This is a genomic window from Protofrankia sp. CiP1_Cm_nod4, assembly GCF_982290645.1.
In genome coordinates this window covers 11,294-22,968 of record NZ_CEVIVC010000044.1, presented here as the reverse complement: position 1 = coordinate 22,968, position 11,675 = coordinate 11,294, and the positions used below count along the sequence as shown (strand labels likewise).

12 protein-coding genes and 1 riboswitch are annotated in these 11,675 nt (G+C 69.2%); of the genes, 6 read left to right on the top strand and 6 right to left on the bottom strand.

The annotated features are described in order from the left end of the window. The first annotated feature begins 60 nt into the window (after positions 1-60). From AC5LSR_RS10850 to AC5LSR_RS10840, 3 genes are read left to right on the top strand one after another with little or no spacing between them, the layout of a single operon-like run. Positions 61-1,197, top strand: a complete 1,137-nt coding sequence (locus AC5LSR_RS10850; protein WP_445548354.1) for a Fic family protein — start codon at positions 61-63, stop codon at positions 1,195-1,197. Between the two features lie 37 nt (positions 1,198-1,234). After that, positions 1,235-1,483, top strand: a complete 249-nt coding sequence (locus AC5LSR_RS10845) for an AbrB/MazE/SpoVT family DNA-binding domain-containing protein (RefSeq protein WP_250281042.1) — start codon at positions 1,235-1,237, stop codon at positions 1,481-1,483. Beyond that, positions 1,471-1,872 (top strand): type II toxin-antitoxin system VapC family toxin, encoded by a 402-nt coding sequence (locus tag AC5LSR_RS10840; protein WP_250281040.1) that lies wholly within the window; start codon positions 1,471-1,473, stop codon positions 1,870-1,872. Before AC5LSR_RS10845 ends, AC5LSR_RS10840 begins: the two co-directional genes overlap by 13 nt. A gap of 331 nt (positions 1,873-2,203) precedes the next feature. Here AC5LSR_RS10840 and AC5LSR_RS10835 read toward each other — a convergent pair whose 3' ends face one another. From AC5LSR_RS10835 to AC5LSR_RS10825, 3 genes are all read right to left on the bottom strand, one after another. Then, complete coding sequence (locus AC5LSR_RS10835) at positions 2,204-2,827, bottom strand: hypothetical protein (RefSeq protein ID WP_250281039.1); 624 nt, start codon at positions 2,825-2,827, stop codon at positions 2,204-2,206. Between the two features lie 2 nt (positions 2,828-2,829). After that, complete coding sequence (locus AC5LSR_RS10830; RefSeq protein ID WP_250281037.1) at positions 2,830-3,354, bottom strand: hypothetical protein; 525 nt, start codon at positions 3,352-3,354, stop codon at positions 2,830-2,832. Positions 3,355-3,600: 246 nt separating this feature from the next. Then, the gene (locus AC5LSR_RS10825; protein WP_250281034.1) at positions 3,601-3,762 is read right to left on the bottom strand and encodes a DUF7676 family protein; all 162 of its coding nucleotides are present in this window, start codon (positions 3,760-3,762) and stop codon (positions 3,601-3,603) included. 158 nt (positions 3,763-3,920) lie between these two features. Beyond that, positions 3,921-4,107: riboswitch (cobalamin riboswitch) on the bottom strand. Between the two features lie 135 nt (positions 4,108-4,242). Between AC5LSR_RS10825 and AC5LSR_RS10820 the strand changes: the two genes are divergently transcribed. Further along, the gene (locus AC5LSR_RS10820; RefSeq protein ID WP_493468404.1) at positions 4,243-4,680 is read left to right on the top strand and encodes an ArsR/SmtB family transcription factor; all 438 of its coding nucleotides are present in this window, start codon (positions 4,243-4,245) and stop codon (positions 4,678-4,680) included. Positions 4,681-5,078: 398 nt separating this feature from the next. On the opposite strand, the gene AC5LSR_RS10815 is transcribed toward AC5LSR_RS10820, so the two are convergent. After that, a complete protein-coding gene (locus AC5LSR_RS10815; RefSeq protein WP_250281030.1) occupies positions 5,079-5,690 on the bottom strand; it encodes a superoxide dismutase in 612 nt (203 codons plus the stop codon). Between the two features lie 161 nt (positions 5,691-5,851). After that, the gene (locus AC5LSR_RS10810; protein WP_250281028.1) at positions 5,852-6,148 is read right to left on the bottom strand and encodes a hypothetical protein; all 297 of its coding nucleotides are present in this window, start codon (positions 6,146-6,148) and stop codon (positions 5,852-5,854) included. A gap of 469 nt (positions 6,149-6,617) precedes the next feature. On the opposite strand from AC5LSR_RS10810, the gene nicT reads away from it, so the two are divergent. Together nicT and AC5LSR_RS10800 are read left to right on the top strand one after the other, a co-directional pair. Beyond that, positions 6,618-7,763 (top strand): Nickel transporter NicT, encoded by a 1,146-nt coding sequence (gene nicT, locus AC5LSR_RS10805; protein ID WP_250281026.1) that lies wholly within the window; start codon positions 6,618-6,620, stop codon positions 7,761-7,763. A 559-nt stretch (positions 7,764-8,322) separates the two neighbouring features. Beyond that, positions 8,323-9,297, top strand: a complete 975-nt coding sequence (locus tag AC5LSR_RS10800) for a nuclear transport factor 2 family protein (RefSeq protein WP_250281025.1) — start codon at positions 8,323-8,325, stop codon at positions 9,295-9,297. A gap of 253 nt (positions 9,298-9,550) precedes the next feature. Here the strand turns inward: AC5LSR_RS10800 and AC5LSR_RS10795 are convergent, their stop codons facing one another. Continuing rightward, positions 9,551-11,251: an ATP-binding SpoIIE family protein phosphatase gene (locus AC5LSR_RS10795; protein WP_250281022.1), complete on the bottom strand. Its 1,701-nt coding sequence runs from the start codon at positions 11,249-11,251 to the stop codon at positions 9,551-9,553. Between the last annotated feature and the right edge of the window lie 424 nt (positions 11,252-11,675).

Below are 11,675 nucleotides of genomic sequence, written 5' to 3'. Positions count from 1 at the left end.
CCCTTCCGAAGCTGGATCATTCGGTTTGACGTGATGACTGCGTCAATCTATCGTCGATGCGTGCTGTACCCCACCCCGGCCCTCCGCCCTGCCGACGATCAGGTGCTCGGTGAGATCGACGGTATGCGGGAGGCGCTGCGGCACCAGATCCGGACCACGCCGTCGAAGTGGACCGAGGGGCTCCGGAAGTTCCTGACCGCCGATGCCGTCGCGGCCTCGAACTCCATCGAGGGCTTCAGGGTATCCACGGTCGACGTCCAGGATCTGATGGACGGCGAGCGAGACGTCGAGGTCTCCGACGAGAACCGTGAGGAGACCCTCGCTTATCAGCGGATGATGACGTACATCCAGACGCTCCACGATGCCGCGGACTTCAGCTACAGCAAGAGCCTGCTCAACGCTCTGCACTGGATGTTGCAGGGCCACCGTCACACCGCGCGCAGGCCGGCCGGGCAGTGGCGCCGCGGCCCCGTCCACGTCACCGACGCCCGCGACCCCGGCATCGCGGCCTACACGGCCCCGGACGCCGATGCCGTCCCCGCGCTGATGCGGGAACTCGTCGACTGGCTGGGCGCCGACAGCGGCACCCATCCGCTGGTGCGAGCGGCGATGGCGCATCTGCACCTGGTGTCCATCCATCCCTGGGCCGACGGGAACGGCCGGATGGCCCGTTCGCTGCAGACGCTCATGATCGCACGTGAGGGTGTCCTGGCCCCGGAGTTCTCGTCCATCGAGGCGTGGCTCGGCCGTCCCGGCAACACCTGGGAGTACTACCGCGAACTCGCCGACCGGGGCCCGACGTACCTTCCCGACCAGGACGTCTCCAGCTGGATACGCTTCAATCTGACCGCCTACCACCAGCAGGCCCAGAGCGTTCAGGGCCGGCTCGACCGCTCCGGGCGGGTAGGGGGCGCGCTCTTCGCATTCGCCGGGAGCACCGGTCTGGACGAGCGGGTGGTCACCGCCCTGCACGACGTGGCCGTGGCCGGCCGCGTCCGCCGCTCACGCTACGAGCATGCCGAGGGGCTGAGCCTGCAGCAGGCGCAACGCGACCTGCGCGACCTCACCGCCGCCGGAGTCCTGGAACCGGTCGGCCGGACCCGGGCCCGCTACTACACGGCAGGCCCCCGCTTCCCTCAGCCGGCACTCGATGTCGCCCGCACACCCATGACCCTGAGGAATCCCTACACCAGCTGATAAGCAAGCCGCCGCTCGTCGGACGTAAGCTTTACTTATGGCGACAGAAGTAAAGCGGCGGCCCGGTGTCACCAGGGTCTCCCGCAAGCACCAGGTCACACTGCCTGTCGACGTGCTTCGGGCCGCGGGCCTTGGTCCCGGCGACGAGCTTCGGGTGACTGCCGACGGGCGCGGCAGGCTGGTCCTCACCGCTGTTCGGGATCCCCTCGAGGAGCTGATCGGTTCCGCCCCGGGGCTGTCCGCCGTGACCGATCTTGAGATGCTGCGGAACGAATGGGAGCGGTAGTCCTCGACACGAGCGTGATCCTCGCGTTGTTCGACCCGCAGGACGCCCTGCACGCCTGTTCAGCCCAGGCGGCCCGCCGTCGGCGTGACGCCGGTGATGTTTTCCTGCTGCCGGCAACCGTGCTGGCCGAGCTGCTCGTGGGCGCCGCGCGCAGGAGCGAGGAGGAGGTCGCCACGCGCCGGCGGCTTACCACCGCCGCGTTCGGGCCGCCGTATCCCGTGGACGAGGCTGTCGCGGTCGCCGCCGCCCTCCGGCGGGCGCGGCACCAGTCCTTACGACTACCGGACGCGCTCGTGCTCGCTACCGCTGACGTCGTCGACGCTGACACCATCCTGACCGGTGACAGGCGCTGGAAGGGCCTCGACAGCCGGGTCGAGGTCGTCCAGTAGGCGCGGGGATGACGCCAGGGGCGCGGGTCGGTCGCTGGCATCCTCCACGGTCAGAAGTCCTCGTCGAAGGTGACGGTTCCGGTCAAGGAAGACCCAGTTCGTCCCGGACGCCAGCCCGTTGAGCAGGCCCCGGGATCTCAGGAAGTACACATAGGCGAAGGCGCGGGCCCGCTCGACGTGTACTCGCTGCGCCAGCCGCTCGGCGTCGTCGCCGGGATCACCCTGTCCAGCTTCCCCGCCATGATCCCGCTGTGGAAGGCGGCACCCGAAACCTGTTCCGAAACCTGTTCCGGGCCCGGGCCGCCGTGGCCCGGGTTATCGTGACGACCGGTCAGGTCTGGCTGTTGAGATAGCCGATGCCCATCGCGCCCCACCATCCGGCCTGGGACAGCAGGTTACTGATCACCGATCGGGCCAGGAGCATCCGGGACGCAACGGTGGCGGACCGTTCCAGACGGTGCTGGACCGCCTGGATATGCAGGCCGTTGAGCGCGATGAGGAGCACCAGCCCGATCTTCACCCGTGTTATCGGCGTGGACAGGTCGGGATGCAGCAGGACACCGCTGAGCACGAGCCCCGCCAGCCCGGCCCAGATCAGCAGATGCAGGCCGTCCGCCACCCGGATGATGTCCGGGAAGCTGCGCCGGCCGGACAGCCACAACAGCGCGAAGAAGTCGATGGCGAGGACCGCGCCGAACCCTGCCACGAGTGAGGCGAGATGGACGAACAGGGCGGCGGTGTGCAGGACCGGGTCGGCGGTGACGTGGGTGGCGGTCCAGACGGCCGCCGCCCACCCGATGATGAGGATCATCCCGGCCGCGAGGAAACGGGCCCACCGTGGCAGAACTCCGCCGTTGGGTGGGGAGGCCTGGGTGATGATCAGAGCCGGGACGGGTCGCGTGTCCGCGGCCAGGGAAATGAGCTGATCGGGAGCTGTCCCTCCACCATCGGTCATGATCAGTGCTTGAGCGTGACGTCGGTGAAGGTGGCAGTCGCGCCGCTGGCCAACGCTGGCGTATGACCTTCCTCACCGTGCTGGAAGAAGGTCGGTATCCCGACTGTCGCGCGCAGCGTGTAGCTGCCGTCCCGCGGGATTGTGAAGTTGTCCGTGTGGTGGAAGCACTCGGCGTAGCAGAAGTTGAGCGTCTTCTCGTCCACGGCCGTGCCCTTGTCGTCGACGACCGCGAGTGTGACCGGTGCGTTCGGCACGATCCGGCCGGTGGCCGCCTCGATGGGGATGATCTCGATGTGGTGTGTCTCGCCGGCGGCGGGCCTGCGGAGCACCTGTTGCCCGTCGTTGCCCTCATACCAGCTTTCGGTGGCCTCGACCACGCCCTCCGGCGCCGCGGTGGAGGCGGTCGAGGTGCTGGCCGGGTGTCCCGGGGATGTCGTCGTGGCGCCGGTCGTCGAGTCGTCGGAGCAGGCGGTGAGGCCGAGCGGCAGGGAGACGGGCAGCGCGAGAAGGGCTGTTCGCCGGGACACGCATCCTCCTTCAGGAAGGCTTAACTATTAAGTTAGGATAACCTAAATGAATCACGTTTCGTCAACTAAATAACTCTTTCCACCTATGGAAACACTCTCCGTGATAACTATGGGCTGATGGGAGGCCTCGGCTTCCCGGCGCACCGTCGACAAGGATGATCCGACAAGGATGATCCGAATCATGCCCGGGTGCTCATGGGCCTTGCGTGAGGCGGCGGACAGGCGTGGGAGAAGAAGGTGGGCCGGTCAGTCATGCCGGAAACCGGCGCCGGTGCGGTCGAGCGGGTCGGGCGGGAGCCCGAGGGAGGTGGCGCGCAGGTGCTCCCAGGCGGCCAGCCGACTGAAGTCGGGGACGGCGCGTATCTGCTGGCTGTCGGTGAGGAAGGGGCCGGGGAGCAGCACGGTCATCTGAAAATCTGACCGCCGCCGACGATATCGACCCTGCGCCCGCGGTCCGCCGGGAATCCTGACGGTACAGATTCTGGTAGTACAAGCTCCGGCAGCACACATGACGGCACGTGCGGGCACCACGTACACCGACCGCCTCTCCAGCACCTCGTGGAATGGGTCTTTCCGGTGCCGTGGCCGGTCTCCTGGCTGACGGGTCCGCGCCTCCGGCCGGCCTTCCCAGGCGTGTGACGCCCAGTGACCTCCGCTGCGCCGCGGACGAGGCCGAAGACTTCCCGATCACAGTGGCGAGGGCCGCGCCGGTACTCCACCGGCTTCCCGAACACCACGGCCGGATCAGGCTACCCATCCGGGCCGGACACCTACAAGGATTGACATCTGAGCAGATGGCCAACTATGCGGCAGGGCCGCGCAGGGGGCTGCTCCACGGGGGCTGCCCCACGCAGGGGTGAGGCGTGGGCGGCGGCCGTCGATGGGAGTATGCGATCCATGCACCGCATCGCGCCGGCCCGGCCGGCTAAGGTGATCGACGGCGACCGGGCCTGCGATGCCGCAGGCGCGGTGGCGGACCGGGGCCGCATCCAGCACTGGGCGGCACGGTTCGCGATACTCGCGGACCCGGGGCGCCTCGCGATCATGATCGCGGTCCGTCATGCCGGCCCGATCTCCGTCTCCGGCCCGGCGGCCGGAGTGGGCATGAACGACACAGCGGTCTCGCAGGCGTTACGCATTCTCCGTTACCACGCCGTGGTCTCCCCGCACCGGGACGGACGTGTCATCTGCTACACCCTCAGTGACAACAGCATTGTCGACCTGCTGGACGGCGTCCATCCCGCCCCCGTTCTCGCGCACAACGGCACCGTGCACCCGGACAGCTCCGAGGAGAAACCGCATCCGCCGGCGCCGGCGACGGGCTGAGTGTCTGTCGCGGTGAGCCTGCCGAGGTGAGACGTCATTTTTTCGGGGGTCTGCTCATCGTCCGCCGGTGACGTATTGTCGTCCACGCCGCGGACCCGCTGATCTGGAAGACGGGTATCGGCAGCAGGACGGCCGACACCGCGCTGCCGGACAGCGGCACCGTGCGCGCGCACCAGAACCGCGCGAAGGCCGCGTCGCGGTACAGCGACGCGGCCTGGCGGTGGTGCGTTTTTCGCGGCCCTGGCCGCCTCCTCGGCCTCCCCGGGTTCCGCGGCCTCACCGGTACCGGTGGCGACAGGCGCCCGGCGGTACCGACGAGGTGGCCCCTGCGGTGGCCCGCGGCCCGGGACGCTGCCGGCCGGCAGCGATGGTCACCAGCCGGCCGGCCACGACCCGGGTCAGCCCTGGCGGGACTGCCGGGCCGCGGTGTGGCGGGCCGCGACGTCGGCCCAGTTGACGATGTTCCACAGGGCGGTGACGTAGTCGGCCTTGACGTTCTTGTACTGCAGGTAGAAGGCGTGCTCCCAGGCGTCGAAGACCAGCAGCGGGGTGCTGCCGACGCCGACGTTGCCCTGGTGGTCGTAGACCTGCTCGATCAGGAGCCGGTCGGCGACGGGCTCGTAGGACAGCACACCCCAGCCGGAGCCCTGGATCGTGCTGGTGGCGGCGGTGAGCTGGGCCTTGAACGCGTCGAACGAGCCGAAGTCGTTGGCCACGGCGTCGGCGAGGGCGCCGTCGGGCTTGTCACCGCCGTCGGGGGAGAGGTTCTGCCAGTAGAGCGAGTGCAGGACGTGGCCGGAGACGTTGAACGCGAGCGTCTTCTCCAGGCCGACGATGGCGGCGAAGTCGCCCTTGTCGCGGGCCTCGGCGAGCTTGTCGAGGGTGGTGTTGGCGCCGGCGACGTAGGCGGCGTGGTGTTTGTCGTGATGCAGCTGAAGGATCTCGCCGCTGATCGACGGCTCGAGGGCGGCGTAGTCGTAGGGCAGGTCGGGCAGTGCGTAGGTCGCCACTGGCGTGGAGTCCTCTCATCACGGTGAGAAATGGGACAGGTACAGGACGGAACACGGCGGATCCGTTCCTGGCTCTTGGGGCGCGGCCTCTCGGGGCGTGGCACCGGATGGGCTCGGCCGGCCGCGACGCGCGTGCGCCAGGCCGCCGGTCAGGGCGGCGGTCAGGGCGGCGGCTCGGTGACGTAGGCCCGTTGGATCGCGGCGAGCACGTCGCGCGGCCCACTGTCCGGGCCGGCGCGTTCGGCCAGGTGGTCGAGGGTGATGCCGCACAGCGTGGACAGGCCGAGGACGAGTTCGGCCACGGCCGCCGCGGGGTCCGCGCGCTCGGCGCCGTCGGCCATGACCCGCTGGACGCTGGCCCAGAAGAAGCCGGGGTCGTCGGCCGAGTCGGTGTAGGCGGTCATGACCTCGATCGCCACCGGCAGGCATCCCCCGGGGCCGCTCCCGATGTCACGCATCGCTACTCCTTGTCGTCAGCGCCGTCTACAACGATGCCTGTCGCGGCGTCCACCGGCGTCGTCACGAACGCCATCGTGAAGTACTTGTAATAAGGCTGTAACTGTAGGCCGTCCACAGTCGAAAAATGTAACTATATGTTTATCTATAATTACTATTAGTGGTAATTTGTTATACGCGATGAGGTCCGGCCTGCTCGCCGAGTGTGTCTCCTTCTCGCGGCCGTGCCGGCGCTCCCATGGCCGCCTCTCGCTACGCTCCGCTTCTTCCCGCTCCGCTTCGTTCGGCTTCGCTTCGTTCGGTTTCGTTCCCGCGCGTCGCGCCGGTGGCGAGCGGCCGGGCGAGGGCGACAGTTTGCAATCTATTACTTCCTGCAAGTGTCTTGCAGGAAGTGGCGGAGATGGTTAGCGTCCGCAGGCGCACCCACCCCGTCGGCGCTGCCGGGGCCGTCCATCCGGGAAGGATTCCGTCATGGCCGCTCAGGTCGACACCCCGCGCGCGGCGCGGCTCACCCGCATCCGCCAGGCACTCGGCCCGCGGGAGTGGGCGAGCGTGGCCGGCATGGCCGGCGTCATCATCGGGCTGCACGTGACCGGCTGGTTCGCCCTGATCGCGATCATCGCTCCGCGGCACTACCACTTCGGCGCCGACGGCCAGGTGTTCGGCATCGGCCTCGGGGTCACCGCCTACACCCTGGGGCTGCGCCACGCCTTCGACGCCGACCACATCGCCGCGATCGACAACACCACCCGCAAGCTGATGACCGACGGCCAGCGGCCGCTGTCGGTCGGGTTCTTCTTCTCCCTCGGCCACTCCACGATCGTCTTCGCGCTGGCGTTCCTGTTCGGCATCGGGATACGTTCGCTGGCCGGGCAGGTCGAGGACGACGGCTCCACCCTGCACGCCGTCACCGGCTGGATCGGCACCACCGTCTCCGGCGGCTTCCTCTACCTCATCGCCGCGATCAACCTCGGCGTGCTGCTGGGGATCCTGGGGGTGTTCCGGGACATGCGGCACGGGCGCTACGACGAGGCCGCCCTCGAGGAGCAGCTGAACTCCCGCGGCCTGATGAACCGGCTGCTCGGCCGCGTCACCAGGGCGATCACCAGGCCGTGGCAGATGTACCCGCTGGGTGTCCTGTTCGGTCTCGGCTTCGACACCGCCACCGAGGTCGCGCTGTTGTTCCTGGCCGCCGGGGCGGCCGGGGCCGGGCTGCCCTGGTACGCCATCCTCGTGCTGCCGGTCCTGTTCGCCGCGGGCATGAGCCTGCTGGACACCATCGACGGGTCGTTCATGAACTTCGCCTACGGCTGGGCGTTCTCCAGGCCCGTCCGCAAGGTCTACTACAACATCATGATCACCGGGCTGTCGGTCGCGGTCGCCTTCCTCATCGGCACCGTGGAACTGCTCGGCATCCTCGCCGAGAAGGCAAGCCTCACCGGCGGTTTCTGGGACTGGGTCAGCGGCCTGGACCTCAACATCCTCGGCTACTTCGTCGTCGCCCTGTTCGCCCTGACCTGGGCGGCCGCGCTGCTGGTGTGGAAGTACGGGCGCATCGAGGAGAAGTGGTCCCCCAGCAGCCGCGAGCACACCCGACAGGCCGAGCCCGCGAGCTGACCTCGGCCGCGCGCCCGGCGCGGCCGCCGTTCCGGCAGTGGTCGATCATGTCCGCATCCGCGCACACGCCCGCCGGCGGGTGGACGGGGCGGGCGGACGGTGCGGGCGGGTCATCCCACAGCCGGACGGAGTTCATCCCAGAGGGTGATGCGGGCCACGTTCCCCCGGAATATCGTCCTCAGCTGTGTAAGGAATGATTTCGGCGAACGAGGATCTGTTCCATACGGGGCGAACGTGCGGGATACCGCGGGCGGACGGCGTGGAGGGCCTGGTGGTCGAGGCGTTTGTGGTCGTCGGTGTGACGCGACGGGCCCGGCTGGCGGACCCCTGTTCGTTCCGGCGGCCGGCCGGCGCGTACCGGCCCCGCCCGGAACGCGCCGGCCGGACACTGCCGGGCGCCGTGGTGGGCTGTTGTCGTCCGGCCCCGCGGGTGGGCTGAACATTTCCCGGGAAGGCCCGTCTCCCCGAGCGGGCCGGTATCTCCCGAGAAGGTCGATATTTCGAAGTTCCGAGTTTTTGTTCCGGCTCGTGAAGGCTCGCGCAAGGACAAGGAGAAGTCGTGGCGCACTACAATTTCGGGATCAAATGGCTGAAAGCGTTCCGGGAGAGCGCTGAGGCGGTCTGCAAGCTCTACGACGACGAGAACTTCGTCTTCGAGGACGTGATGCTCGACCAGCACAACATCAACAACAAGCCGGATCTGCATCGCCTTTTCGCCCCGTACGCGAACAAGGACCCGGAGAACGGCATTGGCATCCACAACTTCCGGATTCGCTCCTACATCGGCAACGAGCGGGTGGGCCTGCTCCGCTGGGAGTGGAGCCCCGAGCACGCCGCGGTCTTCCTCGGCCTGGACGTCGCGAACAAGCCGTTCGGCACCCAGGGCCACACCTTCCACATCTACAACGAGAAGGGCCTGATCGTCCGCGAGTCCTCCTGGTGGGACGCGTCCGCGGTGCTGCGCGCGGTCGGGCCCGTCAGCCCCACCAAGAGCCTGACCGGCACCAAGCCCACCACGGTGAAGGTCTCCACCGGCGCCCCCTTCACCCGGGCGGCCAGCGGCCTGGAGCACGCCCAGCGGTGGGCCGCCGCCCTCGGCGGGGACACGGCCGCCCTGGCCGACCTGTACGCCGACTACTTCACCCTCGAGTGGACCAAGGTCGACGACCACCTCGACGACACCGTCACCGACCGCGAGACCCTTGTGGAGCGGCTCGGCGGGATCGCCAGCGGGGAGAACGGCACCTACACCTTCACTCCCACCGCGTGGTTCGGCGGGCCCGGCGACAGCTACGGCCTCATCCACTGGAACGTCCGGATCGAGGGGGCCACGACCTACCGTGGCCTGCCCACCAGCGGCAAGACGCTGGAGACCCTCGGCTCGACGTTCCACCAGTTCGACTCCGAGGGAAAGATCATCCTTGAGTCGACCTACTGGGAGGACAACCGCGTCTTCGAGGCGCTCGGGGTGCCGGTCATCCGCCCGCACTACTGGGACGAGAACTTCGATCCGGCCAGCCTGCTGCCCGGATAGCACAGGGCCCGGGCACACACCCGGTCGCTGACGGCGACGGGATGCGAGCGGGACCTGCGGCGGCGGTGCCAGGCGAGGATTCGAGATCCGGTGACAGAGCCGGTCCGGGTACCTCCGCCACGGCCCGCCGCCTGTTCGCGTGCGCGCACCGTTCGCGGGCGGCGCGCCCGGGCGTCCCGCCCGGCGCCCTGTCCGGGCCCTGGCGGGCGGCGCCCGGGACGCCCTGTTCGCGCTCTCTTTGTACGTCAGGTATCTATTTGTACGTCGGGTGTGTCGGCTGCTCGGTCCAGATGGTCTTGCCCAGGCGGCTGTAGCGGCTGCCCCACCGCCGGGTCATCTGGGCCACCAGGAACAGGCCGCGGCCCCCCTCGTCGGTGCTGCGGGCATAGCACAGCCGTGGCTGGGTGAAGCTGGCGTCCGAGACCTCGCAGACGAGCAGGTCGTCGCGGATCAGCCGGACCCTGATCGGGCCCTGCGCGTACCGGATGGCGTTGGTGATCAGCTCGCTGATGACCAGTTCCGTGCTGAAGGACAGGGTGTCCAGGTCCCAGTCGGCCAGCTGCCGGGTCGTGAGGCCACGGACCTCGGAGACCACGGACGGGTCGGCGGGGAACTCCCACTCGACGACGGCCTCGGCCGTCACGGTGCGGGTGCGGGCGAGCAGGACGACGATGTCGTCCGCGGGCGGGGCCGAGGAGGTGTCGCCAAGGAGGGCCTGGCCGATGTCGTCCAGAGACCGGTCGCTCTCGCAGAGTGACTCCAGGTGTCCGTGGAGCCACTCCATCCCCTGGGTGACGTCGCGGTCGTACCGGTTGAGCAGGCCGTCGGTGTACAGGGCGAGGACGCTGCCGGGCGCCAGCGTGATCTCGGTGACCTCGAAGGGCATCCCGCCCACGCCGAGCGGCGGCCCGGGGGTGACGTCGACGAAGTCGACCTTGCCCTCCGGCGTCACCACGGCCGGCGGCGGATGCCCGGCGCTGGCGATCGCGCAGCGGCCGGAGACCGGGTCGTACACCGCGTAGACGCAGGTCGCGCCCACCGTGTCCCGCCGGGACGGGTCGGCCTCACTGGCGAGCCGCTGCACGAGGTCGTCGAGGTGGGCGAGCAGTTCGCCGGGCTCGAGGTCGAGATCGGCCAGGGTCTGCACGGCGGTACGCAGCCGTCCCATGGTGGCGCTCGCGGGCAGGCCGTGCCCGATGACGTCACCGACGACGAAGGCCACCCGCAGCGAGGACAGCGGGATGACGTCGTACCAGTCACCGCCCACCTGGCGCCCGCGGTCGGCCGGGACGTACCTGCCGGCGGTCTCGGCCGCGGTGGTGTCGGTCCTCGCCTGGGGCAGCAGGGCCCGCTGCAGCGCGATGGCCGCCCGGCGCTCGCGGGTGTACCGGCGGGCGTTGTCGATGCTCAGCTCGGCGCGGGAGACGATCTCCCGTAGCAGCTTGCGGTCGTCCCGGTTGAAGACCGGGGCCGAGCCGGTCCGCCACACGCTGACGATCCCGAACAGCAGGCCGCGGACGTACAGGGGCGCGCTCATCCCCGAATGCGCGTCCAGCGGGATCATCGCGTCCGTGAAATCGCTCGCGTAGGGGACGACCTCCGCCCGGGTGGTGGCCATCAGAACCCTGCCGCGCTGCAGGCTGTGGATTTCGAACCCGTCCGGGAACGGCGGGATCGGCATGTCCGTCCGGATGAATCCGGGATGCCAGGAACCGTGGTGGCGGACCGCGGCGACGCGCCGCAGGCGCAACTGTCCACCGCCGAATGTTTGCGGCGGCTCGTCTCCGGCCCGCACGGCTTCACTGAGATCGACCGTGGCCACGTCGGCGAGGGCCGGGACGAGGACCTCGGCCAGATCCTGGGCCGTGTGGTCGACGTCCAGTGAGCGGCCGATACGTTTGGCCGCCGCATAGAGCAGATACAGATCGTGCGGGTTCTGCTGCTGTCCGGTCATATCAGATCCATGGCACATTCCAACGACGTCGCATGAAACACGATCCCGATACCAGGCCTCCGTATCGTGCTGAAGGAGCACACGCCCGGCTCATGGGGCGACGTCGCAGAATACCATCCGATACGGTTTCCCGGCCGATTCACCGGTAGCTCCCGCCGGACGCCCCGCGGATATTCCTGCCTGGCGGGACGGAGCGGCCACGCGGCCGGCGGGCGCGGCGCGCAACGCGGCCGGGGGCACCTCCTGCGTGCACCTCCTGTGTGCGTCCGGTACATGGCTGCGCTGTCCTCCGCTGGCCGTCCCCGGTCGGCCCGGGCCGCGGTCAGTTCTGACTGTCGACTGGCTGGTGGGCGGTAGCGTCCGGTACATGCCCCCATCGCGGCCCGCGTCCCAGCCCACTTCCCGGGCGGCCGCCGCCGGCGGG